We start from the raw sequence: 25197 nt of genomic DNA, 5'->3' as shown, positions 1-25197 counted from the left end.
GGGGAGCCGCGCAGCGGCGGGGGCAGCGCCCCCTTGCTAAGCGCGGTGATAGGGCGCGCGGGCCAGAATGGAAGCAGCACGGTATAGCTGCTCGCTCACCATTACCCGCGCCAGCATGTGCGGCCAGACCATCTTGCCAAAAGACAGGCTGAAATCGGCGGCATCGCGCAAATCAGGGTCCAGACCATCCGCGCCACCAATCAAAATGGCGAGGTCACCGCGCCCCTGATCCCGCCACCGGGCCAACCTATTTGCAAAATCAGGCGAGCTTTCAAGCTGCCCACGTTCGTCGAGAACCGCCAGCACAGCACCTTCCGGCACTGCACGACGCAACAGTGCGCCCTCTGCCGTTTTGCCGGCAGACTTGCGATCGTCCACTTCCACCACCCGCGCGGGCCCCAGCCCAAGCGCGCGTCCAGTGCGGTCGAAACGTGTCAGGTAATCGTCGACAAGATCCTTCTCCGGTCCGGCGCGCAAGCGCCCAACCGCAATCACATGCACACGCATGGCATACCTCGTATCAGGCGCGGATCAGTTCGCCGCCGCCTCCGGACCGCCCATAGGCTGCCACATCTTTTCCAACTGGTAGAACTCGCGCACTTCCGGACGGAAAACATGAACGATCACGTCACCGGTGTCGATCAACACCCAGTCACCGGTTTCCTTGCCCTCAACGCGGGCCACTCGCCCTAAGTCATCTTTAACGGTCTGAGCCAGCTTTTCGGAGATCGCAGCCACCTGCCGGGTCGAACGGCCCGAACAGATCACCATATAATCGCCGATCTCTGTTTTGCCACGCAGATCAATCTGCACGATTTCTTCGGCTTTGTCGTCTGTGATGGATTTGAGAATGGCCGCCAGAAGTTCTTCGCTGGTGGCGGTGTCGGGTGCAGTGGTCATCACCGCAGCCCCGGTATGCACAGCATTTGCTGCATCAGCATGTATTGACAGGACATTGTCCTCCTTATGGCGCGCCGACAGACCCCCGGCGCTGGGGATACCTAAAAAGTAACAAGAGCCTTGTGACAATTCAATGACAGCTTGAGAAACAATGCCTTTGCCCCTGATATCGCGCCCAAAAGAACGCGGTCATGTCACCTTTGTTTCCCAAAGCGCGCGCCAATCTGCATCCAGCGCCGCAAGGGCTGCCGGATCAAAGCGCGCCGCCTCTTCCCAGTAGCGGCCCGAGGGAACCATATAGCCAAGGTCATTTTCGCGCGAAAGCACGCTTTCCACCTCTGCCGGAGGCAGCGGCGCGGCGGTAGGCGTCCACTGACGCAGCTGATGCGGGGCACACCGCTCTAATAGCAGCGCAGTTTCGGGCGCATTCGAAAGGTTCACACAGGCACAGCCCTGCTGTTCAGCCAGCACCGCCAGACGCGCCGATTTGGCTCCGAGGTCGCGCAAGGTAAGGTCTTCGCGCAGCGGGTCAGCTGTCCCGGTGCCATAAAAATGCGTGGCGCCCGTCTTGGGATAGACCATGTCGCAGCCCAGAAATCCTATCACGCGCGGGCGCAGTGCGTGCAGCACCCAGTATGCTGCAGTGAAAGCCATCGTACCCCCCGCGTAAACGAATCCGCCGTAAGCGTTCTGCGCCGGCACAAAACGATCTGCCTCGATCAGACGCTGGTCCGCTGTGATATCCTGTGGTCGGCGCGCCTGGGGAAAGTCTTCGGGAAAGATCAGGTCGTCCCAATCGGGCCGAACGCGCCACGCGTTATTGATGACGACAAGCCTGTCGAACCACGTGCGTTGCCAAGATGTCGCTTGCGGTGCATTGGGCCCACTACCCAGGATCACCACCACCTCTGTTTTCGCCACTCTTATCGCCTTCCCTATCGGACGAGCGATAGGCAGGGTAGCGCGCCCGACGCGCGCGGCAAGCGCTACGCGTCGTCGCCCAGCATCCGCACCTCACGCTGCGGAAACGGAATGGAAATATCGTTCAGCTTGAACGCGTCCCATAGCGCGAGATAGACGTCGCCGCGGATGTTTGTCAGACCCCCTGTGGGGTCTCTGATCCAAAAGCGCAGGATGTAATCCACCGAACTGTCCCCGAAACCGACGATGTGACAGACAGGTTTCTTGGGATGCCCCAGCACCCGCCCTACGCCCGTCGCCGCCTCTATGGCAAGGCGTCGCACCACATGCGGGTCGCAGCCGTAGGAGGTGCCAAAGAAGATATCGAGACGCACATATTCGTCGGAATGCGACCAGTTGACCACCTGCCCGGTGATGAGGTCCTCGTTCGGGATCAGATACTCGCGCCCGTCCCGCGTCACCACGCTGACATAGCGGGCGCCAAGGCTGTTGATCCAACCAAAGGTCTCGCCCAGACTGATCACGTCGCCGGGCTTGATCGACTTGTCCAGCAGGATGATGATGCCGGACACGAGGTTCGATACGACTTTCTGCAAGCCAAAGCCAAGCCCGACGCCAATCGCACCCGACAGCACCGCAAGCCCCGTCAGGTCCAGCCCCAGCGCATTGATGCCTGCAAAAAAGGCAATGCCATAAAAGACGACCTGCACCGCTTTAACCGTCAGAACCTGCATGGAAGGGCTGATATCTTCGTTCTGGCGGATCTGAGCGGCAGTAAAACCGCTGACAAAACGTGCCGCGGTAAAGACGGCCACGATGATCAGTGCCGCGACCAGCAGGTCCAGCAAAGAGATATGGAAATCCCCGATATCTATCGCGATCCCGTCAAGGAAGGCGTAGGTCTCGTCGCCCAGCCCGATAAGGTTGAGCGTGACAAATATCCAAAGACCCCAAGCGGCAAGACGCCGTACAGGACGGTTGCGGATCAGGCGTACAACAAAACTGATTGCCACCCATGCAAAGGAAAGGGTCGCTGCCAGCCCGATCAGATAGGACCGCGACGGCCATGTCACCTGCTGCATCACCTGCGCAAGCAGACCCGCGATTACGGCAAAGGCTATCAGCCCCATCCGCCGCTTGATCTGCACAATGGCGCGCAACTGCCATTTCGGCCATCCTTCCCGCGCGCGCACCGCCCGATCCAAGGCAGAACCGAGGTAACGGTGCAGCCCCCATGAAACCACCGCCAGAACGGCGATGATGATTATCTGGTTCTGCCGCCACCCTGGCGTTGCGATTTCCTGAAAGAACCGAAGCACGAGGAACAAAACCTCGTCCCCGGACATCAGTACCCGTTGAAAACTCTGCTCGATTGTCTCCATGACACCACAGTTACACAGAGCCCGGCGGACAACAACAAGCCTCCGGCCAAAGGCGGAGGTGCAGCTTGCCTCGCACCGGCGGACCCGCTAAGACTTCGCGCATGTCACACTGCGCGCACATCAGAATCGATCTCGACGACCGGGCCCGGTTGCGCGAACGCTTTTTCGGTGCCACCCGCACCGTCTTGGCACGCCTATAAACCGGCGCCACCGCCAGACCTGACAACAATTTTCACACACCGGGAGAGGACCAATGACCGCCCGCACTCTTTACGACAAGATATGGGACGCCCATGTCGCCCACGAAGCCGAAGACGGCACCTGCCTTCTCTATATCGATCGCCATCTCGTACACGAGGTCACCAGCCCGCAGGCCTTTGAAGGGCTGCGCATGGCCGGACGCGACGTGCATGCACCAGACAAGACCATTGCCGTGCCGGACCACAACGTGCCGACAACGGCGGGCCGCGAAGACCCGGCGAACATGACCGAGGACAGCGCCATTCAGGTCGCGGCACTGGATAAGAACGCCAAAGACTTTGGCATTCACTACTATCCCGTATCCGATATCCGTCAGGGCATCGTGCATATCGTCGGTCCGGAACAGGGCTGGACCCTTCCGGGCATGACGGTTGTCTGCGGCGACAGCCACACCGCAACCCATGGCGCCTTTGGCGCGCTGGCGCACGGTATCGGCACATCCGAGGTCGAACACGTTCTGGCCACACAAACGCTGATCCAGAAGAAGTCCAAGAACATGAAGGTCGAAATCACCGGCAAACTGCGCCCCGGTGTCACGGCCAAGGACATCACACTTTCGGTCATCGGCGCGACCGGCACCGCAGGCGGTACCGGCTATGTGATCGAATACTGCGGCGAGGCGATCCGCGACCTGTCTATGGAAGGCCGCATGACCGTCTGCAACATGGCCATCGAAGGCGGCGCGCGCGCCGGGCTTATCGCACCGGACGAGAAAACATTCGAGTATTGCAAGGGTCGCCCGCACGCGCCGAAAGGTGCGCAATGGGAAGCCGCGATGGAGTGGTGGAAGACGCTCTACTCGGACGACGACGCCGCATGGGACAAGGTGATCACCATCAAGGGCGAAGATATCGCACCCGTGGTGACGTGGGGCACCTCACCCGAAGATGTGCTGCCGATCACCGCGACCGTGCCATCGGCAGATGACTTCGAAGGCGGCAAGGTCGGTGCCGCCCAGCGCAGCCTCGACTACATGGGGCTGACCCCGGGCACGCCGCTGAATGAGATCGAGATCGACACGGTGTTCATCGGCTCCTGCACCAACGGTCGCATCGAAGACCTGCGCGCCGCCGCCGAAGTGCTCAAAGGCAAGAAGGTCAAGGTAAAGCGCGCGATGGTCGTACCTGGTTCGGGGCTTGTGCGGGCTCAGGCCGAAGAGGAAGGCCTTGCCGACATCTTCCGCGAGGCCGGGTTTGAATGGCGGCTTGCGGGCTGTTCCATGTGTCTGGCCATGAACCCCGACCAGTTGGCCGAAGGCGAGCGCTGCGCGTCTACGTCGAACCGAAACTTTGAAGGGCGGCAGGGATACAAGGGGCGCACGCACCTTGTCTCTCCCGGCATGGCAGCGGCTGCAGCGATCACCGGAAAGCTGACGGACGTGCGGGAGTTGATGTAACCTTTGGTGAAAGTTCTTTACCAAATGATTCTCTAAATTGGAGCACTGATATGAAACTTTGGGTACGCTGGCTTGTTATTGGTATTTTATCGATCCTTTTTGGTATCTTCGTCCTGCTTAATCCCATTGCCGCCTCCTTTGCGGTTACGGTTGTGGCAGGCGTCTTGTTCATGCTGATGGGCGCTGTGCAAATCTGGGCTGGCTTCAGTAGTGAAGGAGGGAGCTCGAAAATCCTCGGCATTGGACTTGGTATTCTGATGCTGCTGCTGGGTATTTCGCTGACCTTCCAGCCGCTTGAAGGAATTCTGTCTCTGGCGACGCTGGCGACGATCCTGATCGGTTTCAACGGTGTGCTGCGGCTGATCTCGGGCTGGAATATGCGCGAGACACCGCTGTTCTGGCCGATGCTTATTTCGGGCGCGCTATCGGTGTTGCTTGCGGGCTATATCGTCGCCAACTTCTTTGAAATCGCACCGCAACTTCTGGGCATTCTCTTAGGCATCGAGCTTTTGTTCAACGGGGCAGGACTGGTCGCACTGGCGATTTTCCTGCGCACCGCCAAAGGCGCCATCAAGGAAAAACTGGAACAGCGGTTGAACAAGTAATCCGACCTGCTTGTCCCTGAACATTAGCCCGACGCATCAGCGCTCAACTGGCAGCAAATATGGTGCGGGCACAGGGAACGAATAACGCCCGAAAGGGCAGGAGACCCAACTATGGATAAATTCGATACACTCACGGGGATCGCGGCGCCCATGCCGTTGGTCAATATCGACACCGATATGATCATTCCCAAACAATTCCTGAAAACGATCAAGCGTTCAGGTCTGGGCGTGAACCTCTTTGACGAGATGCGCTACGATCGGCAGGGCAACGAAATTGCGGAGTTCGTGCTGAACCAGCCGCAGTACCGCGAGGCCGAAATCCTCGTGGCCGGTGATAACTTCGGCTGCGGTTCGTCACGCGAACATGCGCCATGGGCGATCAAGGATTTTGGTATCCGTTGCGTCATCGCGCCGTCCTTTGCGGATATTTTCCACAACAACTGCTTCAAGAACGGCATTTTGCCCATCGCTCTGCCACAAGAGCAGGTGGACGTCCTGATGAAGGATGCAGAAAAAGGCGCGAACGCCCGTATGACAATCGATCTGGACGCCCAGACCGTGACCACATCGGACGGTGAGGTTTTCAGCTTTGAAGTGGACAGCTTCAAAAAGCACTGCCTGATGAACGGTCTTGATGACATTGGCCTGACCATGGAAAAGGCCGCGTCAATCGACACTTTCGAAAAGGCCGCTGCGCAAGCCCGCCCCTGGGTCTGATCGACGCGATACGACGTCCTGAAACGGTGGGGGCATTGCTGGCCCCACCGTTTTTTGTTGCCCCGATAAAATGCCGATCGGCGTCTCGCAGACCAATTCAACACATTTGTAAACAATCACGCCGGGTGCGACTGCCCATTAACCTGTGTCTTGTGGGTGCACCGCCCTGGCCCACAACATCTTGCGAAGTGCCTGATTTTGGTCACATAATTGATGCAAGATGGCACCACCTCTTCCCTCAAAACGCCAAACCGATTGCGTCTTGTTAACTCCAAGACTTGCGAAACTATGACGAATGATGTCACAAATGGGGCAGAAATGAGGCAGACCACCGCCCCGGTGGCATCAAGTTGGGACAAGACACGGCATTGTATCGTGGCTGGCCAGTTTGAAGGGATTGAAACGGATGTTTGTACGGATGTCAGGCGCAGTAATGCGCGGTCTGTTGGTGGCACTATTGATCGCCACACCAGCCTTGCTGTTGCCCGAAGTGGCAACCGACCAGTCGCAAATCGTGGTTCTCATCGCGCTGCTGGCCGCATTCCTGACCTTTGTTGAATACAACTCCAACGCCCCGAGTATTGTCGAATTCCGTGACGCCGCGCCTTTCAACCGGCTGCGGTTCATTTCACTTTTTCTGACAATCTTCCTGCTGACGGCCATTGCCAAGGGTAAAACCGAACCGACGTCGCTGACACACGGACTGACTTCTCTGGGCACGATTATCGGCAACGCGATCGACTTTCCGTATTCGCCAGTGCGCCTGATCGTGCTGATGCTTCCCTATGATGTGAGCCTCAATACAATCCACGACGTACGCACAGCAGCGGGCATCTCATATCTGATTTCAATGCTGTCGCTTCTCGGCTTTTATCTGCTGATCCGCGTCTGGGGCTGGCCTGTTCGCAACGGTGCTTTCAACGTGTGGGTCAACCTGCCACTCTTTGATCCGACCGCTGGCGGTGACGTGCTGTTCCGTCTCAAACGGGATGCCCGGGTCAACATCGCTCTGGGCTTTTTGCTGCCCTTCATCATTCCCGCGGTAGTCAAAGCAACGTCCGATCTGGTAGACCCGATCACACTGGAAAACCCGCAAACACTGATCTGGACGATTTCCGCATGGGCCTTTCTTCCTGCCAGTATGATCATGCGCGGCATGGCTATGCATCGGGTTGCTGTTCTGATCGAGGAAAAGCGCCGGCGCGCCTATGCAAACGCCGCACGCGAGGACGGGCTGCAAACGGCCTGATCTGGGGCCTGTTGCTGGCGCTTGCGCCTCTGACGGGCACGGCAGAGACACTCCGCATCGCTACCTACAATACCGAGCTCAGCCGGGACGGCCCCGGCGTATTGTTGCGAGACATCACCCGCGGCGAGGACAAAGATATCCTCGCGGTCATCGAGGTGCTGCTGCAGACAGCACCGGACATCGTTGCGCTGCAAGGGATTGATTACGACCTCACCGGCGAAGCGTTAAAGGCGCTGACGACCCGATTGCGCGCCGCAGGGCTCGATTATCCGCATTATTTCGCCAGTCGGCCCAATACCGGCATGGCCACGGGGTTGGACATGGATGGCAACGGACGCACTGCGGAACCGCGCGACGCGCAGGGCTACGGGCGGTTCTCCGGCCAGGGCGGCATGGCGATCCTGTCGCGCTACCCGATCCTCACCGACGACGTGCAGGATTTCTCGGCACTGCTGTGGGAGGATCTGCCCGGAGCGTTGCTGCCTGAAACCAACGCGGGCCCCTTTCCATCGCCCGAGGCACGCGCCGCACAGCGCCTGTCGACCACGGGGCACTGGGTGGTGCCTGTGGATGTGCCCCGGCTTGGCCGCTTGACCCTTTTGTCCTTTCACGCGAGCCCCCCCGTATTCGACGGACCAGAGGACAGGAACGGGCGACGCAATCACGATGAAATCCTGTTTTGGCGCCATTTCCTTGATGGCGCCTTTGGCGATACAGCCCCTGATATCAGGTTTGTCCTGCTCGGCGACGCCAACAATGATCCAGCGGCGGGTGAAGGGCTGAAGGCTGCAATCCGCTGGGCACTGAGCGACCCAAGACTGCAAGATCCCGCGCCCCGCAGCGACGGCAGCGCCGCCGCAAGCGGCGATCCGCTGGACACGGTTGACTGGGACGACCCCGAACCGGGGAACCTGCGCGTTGATTATGTGCTGCCATCAGCAGACCTGCAGGTCGTGGCAAGCGGAGTTCACTGGCCTGCAGGCGACGCGGGCACCGCCGCACAGACCGCAAGCAGGCATCGCCTTGTCTGGGTCGATCTGGCGAAATAGCAGCCGCCGCTTGACCCTGCCCCTGCCCCGCGCTACCCCGCGGCAACAGATTTTCGCAGGAGACTAGCCATGCCCAACCCTTCCCTTTTGATCCTTCCCGGTGACGGTATCGGCCCGGAGGTCATGAAAGAGGTCAGGCGGGTGATCTCATGGTTCGGGGACAAGCGCGATCTGGCGTTTGACGTCAGCGAAGACCTCGTCGGCGGATCGGCCTACGACGCCCACGGAACACCGCTGCATGATGACACCATGGCCAAAGCGCTCGAAGTTGATGCAGTCCTGCTGGGCGCGGTCGGCGGGCCGAAATACGATGATCTCGATTTCAGCGTGAAACCCGAACGCGGCCTGCTGCGCCTGCGCAAGGAGATGGACCTGTATTCCAACCTCCGCCCGGCACAGTGCTTTGATGCGTTGGCTGACTTCTCCTCTCTCAAGAAAGACGTGGTCGCGGGTCTCGATATCATGATCGTGCGCGAGTTGACCTCCGGCGTCTACTTTGGCGAACCACGTGGCATCATCGAAGAAGGCAACGAACGTGTGGGCATCAACACCCAGCGCTACACCGAGAGCGAGATTGACCGCGTCGCCCGCTCTGCCTTTGAACTGGCACGGCGTCGCAACAACAAGGTCTGCTCGATGGAAAAGGCCAACGTGATGGAAAGCGGAATCCTCTGGCGTGAAGTTGTTCAGAAAGTCCACGATGAAGATTATCCAGACGTCGAACTCAGCCACATGTACGCGGACAACGGCGCGATGCAGCTGGTGCGCGCGCCCAAGCAGTTTGACGTGATCCTCACCGATAACCTTTTTGGTGACATCCTTTCGGATTGCGCAGCCATGCTCACGGGCTCTTTGGGCATGCTGCCCTCTGCAAGCCTTGGCGCACCGGCGGCCAATGGCCGGCCCAAGGCGCTTTACGAACCGGTCCACGGGTCGGCTCCTGACATCACAGGGCAAGGCAAGGCCAACCCGATTGCTTGCATCCTCAGCTTTGCCATGGCCCTGCGCTACAGCTTTGATCAGGGCGATGAGGCCGCACGCCTTGAGGCTGCGATCGAAAAGGTGCTTGCCGACGGCGCGCGGACAGCCGACCTGATGGGCGAAGAAGGCGGCACGCCGATCAGCACCACAGAAATGGGCGACGCGATCCTCGCGGCTCTGGACGCAAGCCTCTGAGCAAAGCTGCTATGCACGCAGCACTCTTGCTTGGCTGGCTTCATCGGCATAAAGGTCGCGCAAACGCCCGCCAAACGGCGGGCGCTTTCATTTTATTCGACCAGTTGATCGAGGCTCCGTAGCAAGATGAACCCCAATATCAAAGGCGCGCTCTTTGCGCTGCTGTCTTTTGGCGTGTTTGCCGGGCATGACGTCATCATCAAAGTGCTGGGCGGTTCGTACTCGCCCGTCCAGATCGTCTTTTTCACCGTTTTGCTGACCTTCCCGCTGGCGATGTTGCATCTGCTGCGCGACACGACGTCGGCCACACTCATTCCGGTACATCCGTGGTGGATGGCCGCCCGGACGATCGCTGCTGTTATCACCGGCTTTTGTGCCTTCTACGCGTTCTCAACACTGCCCCTCGCACAGGTCTACGCAATCCTTTTCGCAGCACCGCTGCTGATCACTCTTCTGGCAATCCCGATCCTCGGTGAACAGGTCAAGCTGCGGCGCGGTATCGCGGTTCTGGTCGGGCTTACCGGTGTTATCGTTGTGCTGCGCCCCGGCCAGCAAGAGCTTGAACTGGGTCACCTTGCCGCATTGGTCTCGGCGGTTTGCGGTTCGTTTGCCTCGATCATCGTGCGCAAGATCGGGCGTGAAGAGCGCTCTGTCGTGATCATGCTTTACCCGATGATGGCCAACTTTGCCGTAATGGCAGCCCTGTTGCCTCTGGTGTACCAACCCATGCCGATCGAAGATCTGGGCAAGATCGGGATTATCGCAGTGCTTGCATGGACAGCAGGCCGCTTTCTGATCGCGGCGTATAATAGCGCAGAGGCGGTCATCGTCGCCCCAATGCAGTATTCACAGATCCTTTGGGCCACATTTTACGGGCTGATGTTCTTTGACGAACGCCCGGATCTTTACACCGTTCTTGGCTCCGCGATCATCATTGGCAGTGGTCTGTTCATCGTGCTGCGCGAGAGCCGTGCGCCCGGGTCCGAACAACCGGTGCTGCGCACACGGTCACGGGCCGAAACCGGTTTGACCCCGCGCGTCTCGTCGCTGCTGCGCCCTGACAGGCGCTGGCTGTCTACCCGCAAACCGCGCGATTGAAACGGCGCTACCAGCGTCGCAGCCCGTGCGACCGCGCGGGTGCCCGATACACAAATGCGCCCTTCGTGGCTGGTCGTGCAATCCATTTGCGCTCGGCGTGCTGCTTCTTGCGGTGACCAAAGCGGTGGTTCAGGCGTTTGATCTTGTGCGCCTTCAGCCGGTTTTTCGGCTTTTTCACCGCTTTGGGAGAAAACCCGCCATTGCCAAACCGCGCGGCATTGGCGCTGCCGTCGTGTGACTTCCAGTTCAAAGACACCGAACCCACATGGTTCGTCGCCCAGTCGCCAGCGCCGCCGAAAGTTGGATCCGCCCGGGATTGCGTCGCAGCCGCCATGCCCGTCGTCGCCACGACGACGGCCGCAATTACGACATTCCTGACAAAGCTGTGCATGACTATCCTTTCAAAGCTTGGGCCGCGCCAGACGCCCCTTGTCTAACATAAGTAGCCCATGCGCACGCAAGTTGAAGTCCCGCTGGGGTCAATCCCTCTCACACACCCGAGAGCCATGTGTCACTCAAACCGCCAGACGATGGCGATCCCGGCAGGATTCGAACCTGCAACCTGCCCCTTAGGAGGGGGCTGCTCTATCCAGTTGAGCCACGGGACCGCTGCAGGATGATTAGCCCAGCAACGCGCGCGTGTCATCGTCTTTCGAACAAGCTGTTCTGGGAGCTTGAAGCTTAGGGCTTTGGTGCGCTAACGTATCCCAAAAGAACAGGATATTCCCACTTGACCAGACCCAAGCAGCGGCCGCTCACCCTCAGAGATGTTTCAGAGGCCTGTGGCGTCTCGGAAATGACCGTCAGCCGTGTCCTGCGCAACCGCGGTGATGTCTCTGCAGCGACCCGCGAAAAAGTGCTCGCGGCGGCGAAAAACCTCGGCTACGTGCCAAACCAGATTGCAGGCTCGCTTGCGTCGCAGCGGGTAAATCTGGTCGCGGTCATCATCCCGTCTCTTTCGAACATGGTGTTTCCCGAAGTCCTCACAGGGATCAACCGGGTGCTGGATAACACGCCGCTGCAACCGGTGTTCGGTGTCACCGACTACCTGCCGGAAAAAGAAGAGCAGGTGCTCTACGAAATGCTATCGTGGCGGCCGTCGGGGGTAATCATCGCGGGGCTTGAACATTCGGACGCCACCCGCGCGATGCTGCAAAACGCCGGCATCCCGGTCGTCGAGATCATGGACACTGACGGCACGCCGGTAGATTCAATGGTGGGTATCTCGCACCGGCGCGCCGGACGTAAGATGGCAAATGCGATCCTGAAACAAGGGTACAGCCGGATCGGTTTCTTGGGCACCAAGATGCCTCTGGATCACCGCGCGCGCAAACGCTTCGAAGGATTTACCGAGGGGCTGACGAAAGCTGGAATAGAGATTGAAGACCGCGAATTCTATTCCGGCGGATCGGCACTCGCCAAAGGGCGCGAGATGACGCAAGCGATGCTCGAACGTTCACCCGATCTTGATTTCCTGTATTATTCCAACGACATGATCGGCGCAGGGGGGCTTTTGCACCTGCTGGACGCAGGGATAGACGTGCCGGGGCAGATCGGCCTTGCCGGATTTAACGGGGTCGAGCTTCTGGACGGGCTTCCCTGTCAACTCGCCACCATGGACGCATGCCGCGCCGAGATCGGGGAAGAGGCTGCAAGGATCATCCTTGCGCGGTCGGCCGAGCCGGAAACAGACACCCCGCCAGCGCCGGTACACAAGACTTTGGCTCCAAAGGTCACCTTTGGCGACACCCTGCGCCGCCGGCGCTAAAGGATGAACACTCTCAGGCTCGAAAACCGCGCAGCAAGGCGCCTGTTTCTCGACCGCCACGCCCTGTCAGAAACACCGCAGGGCGACGCCTCCGGGTCGGCACTCTACGACCTGATCCACCGGCTCGGCTTCGTCCAGCTTGACAGCATCAATACGGTCGCCCGCGCGCATGACCTGATCCTGTTCTCGCGGCGCCCGCGTTATCGCCCCGCTGCCTTGGGCCGCCTGCACGAGAAAGACCGCGCGCTCTTTGAACACTGGACCCACGATGCGGCGATCATCCCGATTGAATTTTACCCATGGTGGCATCTGCGCCGCCAGCGCGATGCGCAAAGCCTGCGCAAGTCATGGGCCGCGGGCCGACGCGAGGGTTTCGAGGCGCAGTTTCAGCACGTTCTGGACGAAATCCGGGAACGCGGCCCGCTGAGTGCCGCAGACGTCGGCAAGGGCGAAAAGCGCGGCTCGGGCGGCTGGTGGGACTGGCACCCGTCGAAAACCGCGCTGGAGTACCTGTGGCGTTCCGGCACATTATGCGTGGTCGGGCGCGAGGGCTTTCGCAAGAAATACGACCTGACAGAACGGGTGCTCGACACTGCGATGTGTCACCACCCGACAGACCCAGAGCATGAGGCGCAAACGATTGACTGGTGCTGCAGTAATGCGCTCGACCGTCTGGGCTTTGCCACACCCGCGGAACTCGCTGCATTCTGGGATCATATCACGATCGCGGAAGCGAAAGCGTGGTGTGACAGCGAACTGGCCGCAGGCCGTTTGCAACCCATCGAGTTCGTTCAGGCCGACGGCGGGGTGCGCAGCTGCCTTGCGCGGCCCGGTATTTCGGCAGACCCCGCGCTGGACACGCCGCCCACCAACCGCCTGCGCATCCTAAGCCCGTTTGACCCGGCGCTGCGTGACAGACAACGCGCGCAACGGCTCTTCGGCTTTGACTACAGAATTGAAATCTTCGTGCCCGAGGCCAAACGCAAGTACGGCTACTACGTCTTTCCTATTCTTGAAGGCGACCGGCTGGTAGGGCGCGTCGATGTCAAGGCGTTCCGCGATGCCGATACCTTGCGCGTGCGCGCGCTCTGGCCTGAAAGGGACGTGCGCTGGGGCACAGGACGCCAGTCCGCGTTCGAGGCGGAACTGACGCGTCTGACACGTCTTGCAGGCGTGTCGCAGCTTGCCTTCGATCAGGGTTGGCTGCGCACAGGCTAGCGGGAAAATGCCTGCGCGCTCAGGCTTTGGTGGAACCAGTTCAGATAGGTATAGATGGAGTATACGGGCAGCCCCGTCGCCGCGCTGACAGCGCGCGCATAGGGCGGCATGTTTGTACACTCCAAAAGCAGCGCGCCAATCTCCGGCGCTCGACGCAGGAGCGATTGCGCGGCACCCACCATTTCCGCCTCGGCACGCGATACGTCGAGCGTGGCGCGGTTGCCCAGAATACTCTCGGCAAAACCGGTACCATCCATGCCCCCGATCACCGCGCGTGTCGGGACAGCAGCGGCGCGCAGGTGGTCTTCGGTCAGCGCCTTGCCGGATATGGTCAGAATACCAAGCGTCTGGTCCGGCGGCAGGCTGGCGACGATCTGGCCCGCCTGCTCCAGCGCGGACGAGGCAACCGGCACACCGATCTGCCGCGCAAGATCAGACCGCAACAAGCTGAGAAAGCCGCAGGTCGTCGCGATGCCGGTACATCCTTCGGCCACCAGCGCGCGCCCTGCATCTACAAAAGCATCCACAAATCTGGCCGGGTCCTGATGCACGATCGCTTCGGGCGTCGCGCCGGGTACAATGTGATAACGCACCGGAAAATCCCACGTGGCCGGATTCCCCACATCACCGGGAATGCGCGGAAAGCGCGTGTCCAGCATCAGGATACCAAGTCGGGCGTCGGTTTGGGGCGTCATGCGTTCTGTCTGCCCCGCGGTGCACGATCAATCAATAGGTCGTAGCCGCCCGCGCGGCCTGATCATACTGCCCGGACATCAGCCGTAACAAGGCCGCGGCGCGACTGACCTGCTCGGGCTCCAAACCCAGTTCGTTGACCGCACGCAGCAGCAAGGCTTCGCGGATTTCGCGGTAACGTTCGCAGGTCTCCGCCCCCTTTTGCGTCGCAACTACCGTTTTTTCCTTTCCCTGCCTGCCGTCTTTCACAAGTCCGGCCTTGATCAGCTTTTTGACCGCGTAATTGACGGTGTGGGTGTCCTCGACGTTGAGTACCAGGCAGATATCAGCCAGTTTTTTCGGGCGCTCGCGGTGATAGACAGAATGCAGCACCAACACATCCAGCGCACCCAATTCGGGATAGCCGGCCATAGCGATGCACCGCACCATCCAGCGGTGGAACGCGTTATTGGCAAGGGTCAGGCCAAACTCCAGTTCGGATACTTCGGCAAATGACCCACTGGCAAGATGGGCAGACGAAACAACAGGGCCTAAGATTTTATCAGACATGAGAGCAGACTGCCTGATACTGACAATTTGTCAACATTTTGTTGACGTATTCCAAAAGTCGTTCAGTATGACGTAAGGGAATCACCACTCGGGGGACAGGTGCGTCTAACTGCTAATCATAGGATTTGGCTGCCATGACACAAAACGTCGTGGTCATCGGTGCAGGGATCGTGGGCGTCTCGACAGGCATCTGGCTGCGGCGTGCAGGTGTCGACGTGACCATTGTGGATCGAGATGGCCCCGCCGCCGGCACATCGCACGGAAATGCAGGTGTGCTGGCAGCAGTTGCGATGGTACCTGTCACAACACCCGGTCTGATCGCAAAAGCACCCGGCATGCTGGCCTCGCGCGACTTTCCCTTGTTCATGCGCTGGTCGTACCTGCCGCGCCTCGCCCCGTGGTTACGGCGATATCTCGCGAATGCCAACGACACGCAGACGCGCCGCATTGCCAAGGCCCTTGGCCCGATTGTTACCGACAGTGTCAGCCAGCACCTGTCCCTGACACGCGACATCGGGCTCGAAGACTGGGTAACGCAGTCTGACTACTGTTTTGCCTACCGCGACCGTGCCGCCTTTGAGGCAGAGCGCTATGTCTGGGAACTTCGCCGTGAGCAGGGCTTTGAGCCCGCACTGATCGAAGGCACCGATGTCCACGATTACGAGCCGAATATCGGGCGTGACGTGACGCTGATTGCCGCGCTCAAGCAGCACGGGTTTATCCGCGACCCGGGTAGTTACGTCAAAGCGCTGGCGCAGGCTTTTCTGGAATTGGGCGGCCAGTTCCGGCAAGCGGACGTGCGCGACTTCGACCTGTCCGGCGGCGTGATCAGCGGCGTTGAGACATCGGCCGGACGCATCGACTGCGACGATGTTGTGCTGGCGACAGGCGTCTGGTCCAAGCCGCTGATGCGCAAACTGGGGCTTAATGTACCGCTTGAAAGTGAGCGCGGATACCACATCGTTTTTGAAAACGCCGAACACGGCCCCAGTCGCCCTGTTATGATCGCCTCTGGCAAATTCGTCGCAACGCCCATGGCGCAAGGTGTACGCTGCGCCGGTGTCGTCGAGTTTGGGGGCATTAAGGCCGGTCCGTCCAAAGCACCGTTTGCCTTGTTGCGCCGTCAGGCCCGCGCGGCCTTTCCAAATATGACCGCCACGGCGGAAATCGAATGGCTGGGTCACCGACCCGCACCCAGCGACAGCCTGCCTCTTATCGGGCAGGTTGGCACAACACGGGTCTTTACCGCCTTTGGCCACCATCACATCGGCTTGACCGGTGGGCCAAAGACCGGACGGTTGGTGGCAGGTCTGGTCACCGGACAGCCGCCCAATCTGGACCTTGCAGCCTACGCGCCGCAGCGGTTCGCCTCATGAAAAAACGACAACCAGTAGGGAGACTACCAATGACAATTCAACGCAAACTTCTGGCAGGTACCGCTGCCGCGGCAGTAATCGCCGGGGCAAGTGCTCCAGCCTTTGCCGCAGAGAAATGGGACATGCCGATGGCGTATTCGGCGTCGAACTTCCACTCCGAGAACGGAGTAGAATTTGCCGAGTGCGTCGCCGCGGGGACAAACGGCGACATCACCATCGAAGTGCACCCGGGCGGTTCGCTCTTTGCCGGTGCGGATATCAAACGCGCGATCCAGACCGGTCAGGTTCAGATCGGCGAACGTCTGCTGTCTGGTCACCAGAATGAAAGCGCGGTGTTCGGTTTTGACAGCGTGCCATTCCTTGCACCGTCCTTTGACGACAGCGAAAAGCTGTATGAGGCTGCCAAGCCCCGGATCGAAGCGCTACTCGACGAGCAAAACCTTGAGCTGCTTTACGCTGTGCCGTGGCCACCACAGGGGCTCTACTTCAAGAAAGAGGTGAACTCGGTCGCCGACATGGAAGGCATCAAGTTCCGGTCCTACAACAACACCACCAGCCGTCTGGCGGAACTGACAGGGATGCTGCCAGTGACCGTGGAAGCCGCCGAAATTTCGCAGGCCTTTGCAACTGGCGTTGCGGAATCAATGGTGTCGTCCGGTGCCACAGGCTACGACCGCAAGGTTTGGGAAAGCCTGACGCATTTCTACGAAGTGGACGCATGGCTGCCGCGCAACTACGTGATGGTGAATCAGGATGTCTGGGCGGACGTGTCTGACGCCAACAAGGACGCCATCCGCGCCTGCGCCGGCAAAGCCGAGGCGCGTGGCCTCGAAGCGTCAAAAGCCTACACGCAGTTCACGATGGACGGGCTGGCCGAGGGCGGCATGACCGTGCAACCGGCGGGCGATGCACTTATGGCCGAGTTGCGTGAAATCGGAGAGACCATGACCGCCGAGTGGCTGGAGGCTGCAGGCGCCGAGGGTCAGGCGCTCGTCGACGAGTTCAAGTCGAAGTAAACACCGACCAAGCGGCCCCGCCTGTGCGGGGCCGTATTTGTCTGACCGGGGGACATGATGACCGCGATCCGAAAAACACTCGATTTTCTTTATCTCGCGTCTGGCGTACTGGCTGCATTGTGCCTGATCGCGATCCTGTTGCTGATCGTTGCACAGATGGTCGCGCGCTGGACCGGCGAGATATTCCCCGGCGCGCCGGATTATGCCGGTTACGCGATGGCGGCAGCCAGCTTTCTGGCCTTTGCCAACGCGCTGAACCGCGGCGCACATATCCGCGTCTCGATCCTGCTCAACGCTGTCCCCGCGGGGACAAAGCGCTTTCTTGAAATCTGGTGCTTTGCCATCGGTGCAGCCGTGGCGTGGTATTTCACCTACTACGCCTACTGGTTCGTCTACTGGTCGTGGAAATTCAACGAAGTCAGTCAGGGGCAGGATGCAACGGCTCTGTGGATCCCGCAATCGGTCATGGTGGTCGGCGGGGCACTCATGGCCATTGCGCTGACCGACAACCTGTTTCACGTGATCTTCAAGGGCGATCACCGCATCGTCCGAGACACGGTAGACGATCATGCGGAGATCTGAGCCATGACCGAAGTTTACGCAATCGTCCTCTTTCTCTTCGTTCTGTTTCTGCTTTTGGGCACCGGCGTTTGGGTCGGCCTTGCGCTGATGGGTGTGGCTTGGGTTGGCATGGAGTTGTTCACCACCCGCCCTGTGGGTGACACGATGATCACGACCATCTGGGCGTCTTCTTCCAGCTGGACCCTGACCGCCCTGCCCCTGTTCATCTGGATGGGCGAAATACTCTATCGCACGCGGCTGAGCGAAGACATGTTCAAGGGCCTGAGCCCGTGGCTTGCCAAGATGCCCGGCGGGCTGGTGCATACCAACATCGTCTCTTGCACGATCTTTGCCGCGGTATCAGGATCGTCTGCCGCCACGCTGACCACCGTCGGCAAAATGGCCATCCCTGAACTGCGTGCTCGGAAATATCCTGAAAATATGGTTATCGGTACGCTCGCTGGTGCGGCAACGCTTGGGCTGATGATCCCGCCCTCCATCGCGCTGATTGTCTATGGCGTGACCGTCAACGAGAGCATCACCAAGCTGTTCTTTGCCGGTGTTTTTCCCGGCCTGATCCTTGCGCTGATGTTCATGGCATATGTGGCCGTCGTCTCGAAGACATCGTCGACGTGGAACCCGACCGTCGAAACCGGCATGAGCTTTACTGAGAAGCTGCAGAATTCGCGGTTCTTGTTGCCGGTGCTTGCGCTGATCACCGTTGTGATTGGGTCGATGTATGGCGGCTATGCGACAGCAACAGAAGCTGCCGCCATCGGCGTCATCGGTGCGCTGGTGCTGGCTGCGGCACAAGGGTCGCTGAATGCGGGCACCTTCCGCGAAAGTCTGATGGGGGCGATGCGCACCTCTGCGATGATCGCGCTCATTCTCGCGGGGGCGGCGTTTCTGAAACTGTCGATGGGGTTCACCGGACTGCCACGCGCCTTGGCCGATGGTATTGCCGCGATGGAGCTGGGACGGTTCGAACTGCTGATGGCGCTGCTTGTATTCTATATCATTCTTGGCATGTTCCTTGACGGGATCTCTGCCGTGGTTCTGACCATGGCAATCGTCGAGCCGATGGTGCGTGAGGCGGGAATCGACCTGATCTGGTTCGGTATCTTCGTGGTTGTGGTTGTCGAAATGGCCCAAATCACGCCACCGATCGGATTTAACCTTTTCGTGCTGCAGGGCATGACCCGACACGAGATGGGATATATCACCAAAGCCGCACTGCCGATGTTCCTGATCATGGTGCTGATGGTGTTCATCTTGATCTGGTTCCCCGGTATCGCCACGTGGCTGCCCGACAATCTGCGGCAAAGCGCCGGCTGACGTGATTGGAGGCTTTCTATGGCGCATCTCAGATCACGCGCGTCTTGTCCTGATCGCAGGCCTTGTTGCGGGGCTCGCCCTGCCCGGGCTGGCCGCCAGCCTGCAACCGTGGTTGCCGCAGATGGTGGCCGGATTGCTAACCATCACGGCGCTGCGGATCGGACATCGCGCAGCGGTTGGCGCCGTATCGGACTTGCGCTGGGGCGTCACGTCAGTTGTCGTGCTGCAACTCGCGTTGCCGCTGGCGCTGCTTTGCCTGTGCTGGCTGGCGGGGATTGCGCAGACACCTGTAGCAATGGCAATCGTTCTGGCGACCGCGGCGCCTGCGCTTTCAGGGTCGCCGAACCTTGCGCTGCTGTTGGGGCAGGATGCGGGGCGGATGATGCAGATCCTCGTGATGGGGACGGCGCTTTTTCCGCTGACCGTTCTTCCGCTGCTGGCCCTGATGCCGCAACTGGGCGACGCCACAGCGATCATTGCCGCCGCAGTTCGCCTGCTGGTGGTGATACTGGGCGCGACAGCCGTGGGGTTCGCCCTGCGCGCGCTCGTGTTCCCGAAACCGACATCCGCACAGATCAAGGCGCTGGACGGGCTTTCGGTGCTGGCCTTCTCCGGTATCGTCATCGGCCTGATGGCGGCGCTCAATCCGAGCCTGCGCGCGGCACCGGGCGCTGTATTCATGTGGCTGATCGTCGCCTTTGTGCTCAGCTACGGTGTGCAGATCATCGCGTACAAACTGCTGCACGAACGCATGGCACCGGGCATTGCGGGGCCCATGGCGATCGGCGCGGGCAACCGCAACATCGCCCTGTTTCTGGTGGCGCTGCCTGCCGACGTGCTGGCCCCGTTGATGGTGTTCGTGGGCTGCTGGCAGTTGCCGATGTATCTGACCCCGATGCTGCTGCGGTGGCTGTACAGACCGGAGCCTCTGCATGAGTGAGTTCCCGCGCCTCAAGACCGTCGGGCTGACCGGTATCCTGATCAGCTTTGCCGACAAGATGGCAGGCCCGGCCAATCGGGCGGCGCTTGCCTTTCGCGCCGCGGTGGACACGGCAGACTGGCCGGAGGTGCGCGAGACGACGATGTCGCTGGTTTCGGTTTACCTGGTGGTTGATCTGGTGACTGTTGATCCGGCAACCTTGACGGAACGGTTGCAGGCGCTGCTGGCAACCCGCGACTGGTACGCGGCACCGCTGCCGCAAGGACGCACGCTGTGGCATGTGCCCACCGTCTACGGCACCGATCTTGCCCCGCAACTGGAAGAGGCCGCACAGGCAGCCGGGCTTGATCCGGATGAAGCGGTCCGCACCCTGTCGACCAGCCGCGTGCGCGTGCTGACCATCGGTTTTGCCCCCGGACAGCCCTATATGGGAGAGCTGGACCCGGTGTGGGATATTCCGCGCCAGCAGGGGTTGACCAAGAGCGTGCCCTCGGGCGCGCTGGTAACCGCGATCCGGCAACTGATCATCTTTACCGCGCCGACACCGACGGGCTGGCGGCACGTCGGGCAGACGGCATTTCAGACATTTCGCCAGAAAACGGACGATCCCTTTGCCCTCAAACCGGGCGACGAGTTGGTCTTTCCTTCAGTGGAACGGGCAGAGCTGGAGCGGATCATCGCACAAGACAGCAGCGGCAACGGCGGTGCCGAACGCGAGGTTCTGGAATGAGCGGTCGTATCACCGTGCTGTCGGCGGGGCCGGCCATGTCGGTTCAGGACATGGGACGGTCGGGTTATCTTGCGTACGGTCTGACGCGCGGCGGGGCCGCTGACCCGTTGGCGTTGCACGAAGGTGCAGCCCTGCTCGGACAGCCCGCAACGCTGGCCGCGATAGAGATGGTTGGCATGGGCGGCACTTTTCAATCCGATGTGGACACGGTGATCGCCCTGACCGGTGCGCGGATGACCGCCACGATGGATGGTACCCCGTTGATCTGGGACGCAAGCCACCCGTGGCCTGCGGGCGCAAAGCTGACCATCGGTGGCGCGACAGCGGGCACCTACGGCTATCTGCATGTGGCGGGCGGCATCGACACCGAGCCTGCGATGGGTGCGCGTGCGGTGCATCTGAATGCAGGGATCGGCGGCTTGTTGCAGGCAGGTGACGAACTGCCCATTGATGCCACATCAGGTCCCGGCGGCGATTTTCTGACACCCGCCGCGCCGCGTCTGTCGGGCGGCGAGTTGCGTGTGGTCGCCTCGATCCAGACGGACAACTTTTCGCCAGAGACGCGGGCACGGTTTGAAAGCACTTCTTTCACCCGAGACGCGCGCGGCAACCGGCAAGGCGTACGTATGGCCAACGAGGGCGAAGGCTTTTTCGCCGAAGGTGGTCTGAGCATTGTATCGGAAGTGATTTCCGAAGGGGATATCCAGATCACCGGCGACGGCGCGCCTTATGTTCTGATGTGCGAATGCCAGACGACCGGCGGGTACCCACGGATCGGCACAGTGATCCCGAGTGATCTGCCGCGCGTCGCACAGGCGTCGGTTGGCGCGCCGCTGACTTTCTGTTTTGTCACGCTGGACGAGGCGCGTGCAATCGAGTTGCGCGCCCGCGCCGATATCAAGAGCCTGCGCGGGCGTGTTCAGCCGCTGGTCCGCGATCCGCACGATATCGCTGACCTTTTGAGCTATCAGCTTGTGGGCGGTGTTGTTTCTGCCACGGCTGATCCATTCGCTGCCTGATAGACCGCAAGGAGACCCGACATGACCCGCGTAGACCTGAATGCCGATATGGGCGAAAGCTTTGGCCCGTGGAAGATGGGCGATGATGCGAGCCTGCTGAAAACCGTCAGTTCCGCCAATATCGCCTGTGGTGCCCATGCGGGCGACCCTGACGTGATGATCGAGACCATGCGCATCGCGCTGGAAAATGGCGTAGGCATCGGATCGCATCCCGGCTTTGCAGACCTGCAGGGTTTTGGGCGGCGGCGCATGTCCGTGCCGCGTGGACAGTTACAGAACTCCATCCGCTATCAGGTTGCCGCCTCGGTCGGCGTCGCCCGCTCTATCGGGGCGAAAGTGCGTCACCTGAAACTGCACGGCGCCTTGGCCAATATGTGCTCTGAAGACGAAGCGCTTGCGGCCGATTGCTATGAAGCCGCGCTGTCGGTTGACCCCGATCTCATTGTGATGGTTCTCTGCGCCACGGCCCAGGAGACGGCCGTGCGCGGCTTGGGCTGTGCTTATGCCGGCGAGATTTTCGCGGACCGGGCGTATAACGAAGATGCAACTCTGGTGGATCGCAGCATCGACGGTGCGGTGATCCATGACCCTGATCTGGCCGGAAAACGTATGGTGGAAATGGTTCGGGCGGGGGCCATTATTACGGCCTCCGGCAAACGGATCGAGACGGACATAGATACGATCTGCCTGCATGGTGACACACCAACCGCCGTTCAGATCGCGCAGTCGGTGCGCAGTGCCCTTGAAGCGGCAGACATCACGGTCGCGCAATTCGACGGGCGAAGATGAGACCGGCTAGCGCGCCGGCTCCAGCCCCACCGCGGCGCGCCCCTCTGCCGTTTTAAGAGAGAAGTCCGTCCCAAGATGCGCATCCGCCTCAGGCCCGAGCAACCATGCGATGGCGCGGGCCACGTCGTGTGGCGGCAAATGCACTGACGGGTCGAGTTGGCTGACCGGGTTGATGCCCGAGGCTTTGATCTCAAGCTGCATATTTGTTGCAACGGTGCCGGGGCTCAGCCCGATCACGCGGACGCCCTTGGCGCGCAACTCTTTGTCTGCCACGCGTGTCAGCGACAGCACGGCAGCTTTGGTTGCGCAGTAGTGGCTCCACCCTTCGAGCGCGCTCGTCGCCGCACCCGAACTGATATTGATGATCGTCCCTTGGCCTTGCGCGATCATCGGCGGGGCGGCATAGCGGATGCCGTGGTACACACCCTTGAGATTGACGTCGACAGCACGGCCCCAGGTTTCGGCATGCGTATCTTCCAGTCGCGCGATGGGCGCGATGATACCCGCATTATTGATGAACGCATCCAGACGACCGGTCATCGATACAGCCTCTGCCACCAATGCAGACACTTCGGAGGCACGACTGACATCACATGTGACGGGATGGGCCGTGCCACCCCGTTCGGCAATGTCCCGCCCCAGCGCAAGTAACTTTCCCGAATTGCGTGCGGCAAGAAAAACCGATGCTCCTCGGGCGGCGAGATGCCGGGCTGCGGCGGCACCAATGCCCTGACTTGCGCCGGTGACGATGATGGTCTTGTTTGTCAGATCGGTCATGTCCGTTCCTTTTCGAATTGATCACCCGACCGGGATGCCACATGCATTATTTGCAAATAAGATGTTGATATACACACCATTCATGCAATAATTGCACGAATGGACATAGCGGCATTGCAAACAGTGGTTCTGGTGGCCCAGCACGGCAGCTTTGCCGCCGCAGCCCGCGTGCTCAACGTCGATCCTTCGTCGGTTTCCCGCACCGTTTCCGGCGTCGAGAACAGCTTGGGCCTGCGGTTGTTTCAGCGCAGCACCCGCGTTTTACGCATGACCGAAGAAGGCGATGTGTATCTCAAAAGCATTGTCCCGCTTCTGGAGGGTCTGGAGCAGGCGCATGACACGGCCACCGCCCTGCACCAGTCACCGCGCGGCAAATTACGCATGACCGCTTCTGTTGCTTTTTGTCACGAGTGTATCATGCCTGCGCTTGCGGCGTTTCGCGCGAAGTACCCTGAAGTCTCGGTCGAGTTGCTGCCAACGGATGCCACGCTGGATCTGGCGGCTCAGGGCATTGACCTTGCCATTCGATTTGCTCCGGCGCCTGAAGGCGATCTGGTTGCTTCGCGCCTGCTGCACACCCGCTACCGCGTTTGCGCGTCGCCCGCCTATCTTGATCGTCATGAGCCGATCGCGGCACCATCAGATTTGACTGAACACGACTGTCTGCGGTTTGCCCTGCCGGGGTACCGCAGTCGCTGGCAGTTTCGACAAAAGCAGGCAGATGCATTTTCTGTCACGATAGATGGCACCCTTATCATCGACAATGCACTGGCCATGCGCCAAGCCGCCGTGGCCGGCCTTGGGCCGGCGCTGTTGGCCGACTGGCTGATCGCAGGGGATTTGGCGGCAGGGCGGCTAGTCGATGTTTTCCCAGACCATGACTGCACCGCCATGACTTTCGAGACCGGGGCGTGGGCGCTCTACCCAACCCGCCAGTACCTGCCACGCAAGGTGCGCGTCATGATCGACCACCTCAGAGAGCATCTGCGCAGGTCTGCAAATAATCTGTATCTTGCATAAAGGGCTGGCTTTCGCGCCTCTCACGAAGTCGTGACCGCGGAAAAACGCTGACGCAGCAGCCATCCCCTTGGTATGCTGCGGCAAGGCCATACCTTTCATTGCACGGGGCGCAGGTTGGCGTACCCCTTTGTTTTTGATCCACCGGGAGAGAAATCATGACCCAATCAAAGCTGATGACCCGCCGGACCCTGGTGGTCACCGGATCGGCGCTGGTCGCCGGAGCCGCCACAACCGCTTGGACGGTGCCCGCACGCGCGCAGGGTCTGGCCCCGACGCCTACCATGCGGGGCGGGTCAAACAACTACCGACCCGGAGCGCCCATTGTGGAGCGGATCGGCGGCGGCGGTTTCACCATGACCGGAACGGTACGACGCGCAGGCGATGGTGCCCCGCTGCCCGGTCAGCGTATCCAGATCTGGGCACACACAACTGAAGGGCATGAACGCGACCCCGAGAGTCACGGCGCAACGCTGACGGATGCCAAGGGTGTGTTTCGCATGGACATGCCGCAGATCGTCCCCGCTTTCGGTCAGCCGCATGGCCATCTTGCCTATGACAGCGGTGCGTTCGAGACGGTCTTTCTGAGGCCGATCATGAAAAGTGCGCGAGACACTAGCCTGCACGTCGATTTCGTTCTCGTCCCAGCATAGGC

The 25197-nt window shown here is 60.4% G+C and carries 27 protein-coding genes and 1 tRNA gene; 19 read left to right on the top strand and 9 right to left on the bottom strand.

Features of this window, described 5'->3' with window-relative positions:
- Nucleotides 1-36: 36 nt before the first annotated feature.
- The 4 genes from rlmH to AC2D8V_RS01220 form a co-directional block, all read right to left on the bottom strand.
- Nucleotides 37-507 carry a 23S rRNA (pseudouridine(1915)-N(3))-methyltransferase RlmH gene (rlmH, locus tag AC2D8V_RS01235; protein ID WP_484731694.1) on the bottom strand — a complete coding sequence of 157 codons (471 nt, stop codon included), beginning with the start codon at nt 505-507 and terminating at the stop codon, nt 37-39.
- Between the two features lie 24 nt (nt 508-531).
- Nucleotides 532-900 (bottom strand): ribosome silencing factor, encoded by a 369-nt coding sequence (gene rsfS, locus AC2D8V_RS01230; protein WP_484731693.1) that lies wholly within the window; start codon nt 898-900, stop codon nt 532-534.
- Between the two features lie 189 nt (nt 901-1089).
- On the bottom strand, nt 1090-1821 hold the full coding sequence (locus AC2D8V_RS01225; RefSeq protein WP_484731692.1) for a hypothetical protein: 732 nt from the start codon (nt 1819-1821) through the stop codon (nt 1090-1092).
- Nucleotides 1822-1886: 65 nt separating this feature from the next.
- Complete coding sequence (locus AC2D8V_RS01220; protein WP_484731691.1) at nt 1887-3203, bottom strand: mechanosensitive ion channel family protein; 1317 nt, start codon at nt 3201-3203, stop codon at nt 1887-1889.
- 253 nt (nt 3204-3456) lie between these two features.
- Between AC2D8V_RS01220 and leuC the strand changes: the two genes are divergently transcribed.
- The 7 genes from leuC (at nt 3457) to AC2D8V_RS01185 (ending at nt 10754) form a co-directional block, all read left to right on the top strand.
- Complete coding sequence (leuC, locus tag AC2D8V_RS01215; RefSeq protein WP_484731690.1) at nt 3457-4860, top strand: 3-isopropylmalate dehydratase large subunit; 1404 nt, start codon at nt 3457-3459, stop codon at nt 4858-4860.
- A gap of 50 nt (nt 4861-4910) precedes the next feature.
- On the top strand, nt 4911-5465 hold the full coding sequence (locus AC2D8V_RS01210; RefSeq protein WP_484731689.1) for an HdeD family acid-resistance protein: 555 nt from the start codon (nt 4911-4913) through the stop codon (nt 5463-5465).
- A gap of 111 nt (nt 5466-5576) precedes the next feature.
- Complete coding sequence (gene leuD, locus AC2D8V_RS01205; protein ID WP_484731688.1) at nt 5577-6182, top strand: 3-isopropylmalate dehydratase small subunit; 606 nt, start codon at nt 5577-5579, stop codon at nt 6180-6182.
- 406 nt (nt 6183-6588) lie between these two features.
- Nucleotides 6589-7431 carry a hypothetical protein gene (locus AC2D8V_RS01200; protein ID WP_484731687.1) on the top strand — a complete coding sequence of 281 codons (843 nt, stop codon included), beginning with the start codon at nt 6589-6591 and terminating at the stop codon, nt 7429-7431.
- An 11-nt stretch (nt 7432-7442) separates the two neighbouring features.
- On the top strand, nt 7443-8480 hold the full coding sequence (locus tag AC2D8V_RS01195; RefSeq protein WP_484731686.1) for an endonuclease/exonuclease/phosphatase family protein: 1038 nt from the start codon (nt 7443-7445) through the stop codon (nt 8478-8480).
- Nucleotides 8481-8549: 69 nt separating this feature from the next.
- The gene (gene leuB / locus AC2D8V_RS01190; protein WP_484731685.1) at nt 8550-9656 is read left to right on the top strand and encodes a 3-isopropylmalate dehydrogenase; all 1107 of its coding nucleotides are present in this window, start codon (nt 8550-8552) and stop codon (nt 9654-9656) included.
- A gap of 126 nt (nt 9657-9782) precedes the next feature.
- Nucleotides 9783-10754 (top strand): DMT family transporter, encoded by a 972-nt coding sequence (locus AC2D8V_RS01185; protein ID WP_484731684.1) that lies wholly within the window; start codon nt 9783-9785, stop codon nt 10752-10754.
- Between the two features lie 7 nt (nt 10755-10761).
- Here the strand turns inward: AC2D8V_RS01185 and AC2D8V_RS01180 are convergent, their stop codons facing one another.
- Nucleotides 10762-11145, bottom strand: a complete 384-nt coding sequence (locus tag AC2D8V_RS01180) for a hypothetical protein (protein WP_484731683.1) — start codon at nt 11143-11145, stop codon at nt 10762-10764.
- Nucleotides 11146-11285: 140 nt separating this feature from the next.
- A tRNA-Arg gene (locus AC2D8V_RS01175) sits at nt 11286-11362 on the bottom strand.
- Between the two features lie 122 nt (nt 11363-11484).
- Between AC2D8V_RS01175 and AC2D8V_RS01170 the strand changes: the two genes are divergently transcribed.
- Together AC2D8V_RS01170 and AC2D8V_RS01165 are read left to right on the top strand one after the other, a co-directional pair.
- Nucleotides 11485-12522 (top strand): LacI family DNA-binding transcriptional regulator, encoded by a 1038-nt coding sequence (locus AC2D8V_RS01170; RefSeq protein ID WP_484731682.1) that lies wholly within the window; start codon nt 11485-11487, stop codon nt 12520-12522.
- 3 nt (nt 12523-12525) lie between these two features.
- Nucleotides 12526-13740, top strand: coding sequence for a winged helix-turn-helix domain-containing protein (locus AC2D8V_RS01165; protein WP_484731681.1), 1215 nt, complete (start codon nt 12526-12528; stop codon nt 13738-13740).
- Here AC2D8V_RS01165 and AC2D8V_RS01160 read toward each other — a convergent pair.
- Complete coding sequence (locus AC2D8V_RS01160) at nt 13737-14435, bottom strand: aspartate/glutamate racemase family protein (RefSeq protein ID WP_484731680.1); 699 nt, start codon at nt 14433-14435, stop codon at nt 13737-13739. The genes AC2D8V_RS01165 and AC2D8V_RS01160 overlap by 4 nt on opposite strands.
- A gap of 31 nt (nt 14436-14466) precedes the next feature.
- A complete protein-coding gene (locus AC2D8V_RS01155; RefSeq protein WP_484731679.1) occupies nt 14467-14982 on the bottom strand; it encodes a winged helix DNA-binding protein in 516 nt (171 codons plus the stop codon).
- 134 nt (nt 14983-15116) lie between these two features.
- Here AC2D8V_RS01155 and AC2D8V_RS01150 point away from each other — a divergent pair, with 134 nt between their 5' ends.
- Genes AC2D8V_RS01150 through AC2D8V_RS01115 form a run of 8 tightly spaced genes read left to right on the top strand, consistent with a single transcriptional unit; the run spans nt 15117 to nt 22748 of the window.
- A complete protein-coding gene (locus AC2D8V_RS01150) occupies nt 15117-16358 on the top strand; it encodes an NAD(P)/FAD-dependent oxidoreductase (RefSeq protein WP_484731678.1) in 1242 nt (413 codons plus the stop codon).
- A 29-nt stretch (nt 16359-16387) separates the two neighbouring features.
- Complete coding sequence (locus tag AC2D8V_RS01145; protein ID WP_484731677.1) at nt 16388-17374, top strand: TRAP transporter substrate-binding protein; 987 nt, start codon at nt 16388-16390, stop codon at nt 17372-17374.
- Between the two features lie 57 nt (nt 17375-17431).
- Nucleotides 17432-17956 (top strand): TRAP transporter small permease, encoded by a 525-nt coding sequence (locus AC2D8V_RS01140; protein WP_484731676.1) that lies wholly within the window; start codon nt 17432-17434, stop codon nt 17954-17956.
- Nucleotides 17957-17959: 3 nt separating this feature from the next.
- Complete coding sequence (locus AC2D8V_RS01135; RefSeq protein WP_484731675.1) at nt 17960-19270, top strand: TRAP transporter large permease; 1311 nt, start codon at nt 17960-17962, stop codon at nt 19268-19270.
- Between the two features lies 1 nt (nt 19271).
- Nucleotides 19272-20210, top strand: coding sequence for a hypothetical protein (locus AC2D8V_RS01130; protein WP_484731674.1), 939 nt, complete (start codon nt 19272-19274; stop codon nt 20208-20210).
- Nucleotides 20203-20940: a 5-oxoprolinase subunit B family protein gene (locus AC2D8V_RS01125; RefSeq protein WP_484731673.1), complete on the top strand. Its 738-nt coding sequence runs from the start codon at nt 20203-20205 to the stop codon at nt 20938-20940. Before AC2D8V_RS01130 ends, AC2D8V_RS01125 begins: the two co-directional genes overlap by 8 nt.
- Entirely contained in the window at nt 20937-21959 is a 1023-nt protein-coding gene (locus AC2D8V_RS01120) for a 5-oxoprolinase subunit C family protein (RefSeq protein ID WP_484731672.1), read from the top strand. The genes AC2D8V_RS01125 and AC2D8V_RS01120 overlap by 4 nt, the downstream gene beginning before the upstream one ends.
- 21 nt (nt 21960-21980) lie before the next feature.
- Nucleotides 21981-22748 carry a LamB/YcsF family protein gene (locus AC2D8V_RS01115; protein ID WP_484731671.1) on the top strand — a complete coding sequence of 256 codons (768 nt, stop codon included), beginning with the start codon at nt 21981-21983 and terminating at the stop codon, nt 22746-22748.
- A 6-nt stretch (nt 22749-22754) separates the two neighbouring features.
- Here AC2D8V_RS01115 and AC2D8V_RS01110 read toward each other — a convergent pair whose 3' ends face one another.
- Entirely contained in the window at nt 22755-23525 is a 771-nt protein-coding gene (locus AC2D8V_RS01110; RefSeq protein ID WP_484731670.1) for an SDR family oxidoreductase, read from the bottom strand.
- Between the two features lie 99 nt (nt 23526-23624).
- Between AC2D8V_RS01110 and AC2D8V_RS01105 the strand changes: the two genes are divergently transcribed.
- Nucleotides 23625-24545, top strand: coding sequence for a LysR family transcriptional regulator (locus tag AC2D8V_RS01105; RefSeq protein WP_484731669.1), 921 nt, complete (start codon nt 23625-23627; stop codon nt 24543-24545).
- 155 nt (nt 24546-24700) lie between these two features.
- On the top strand, nt 24701-25195 hold the full coding sequence (locus AC2D8V_RS01100) for a twin-arginine translocation pathway signal (RefSeq protein ID WP_484731668.1): 495 nt from the start codon (nt 24701-24703) through the stop codon (nt 25193-25195).
- Nucleotides 25196-25197: the final 2 nt, after the last annotated feature.

The sequence above is a fragment of the Roseobacter sp. YIN89 genome, assembly GCF_057219365.1.
The sequence above is the reverse complement of the archived record's forward strand: the minus strand, read 5'-3'. Positions and strand labels throughout refer to the sequence as shown.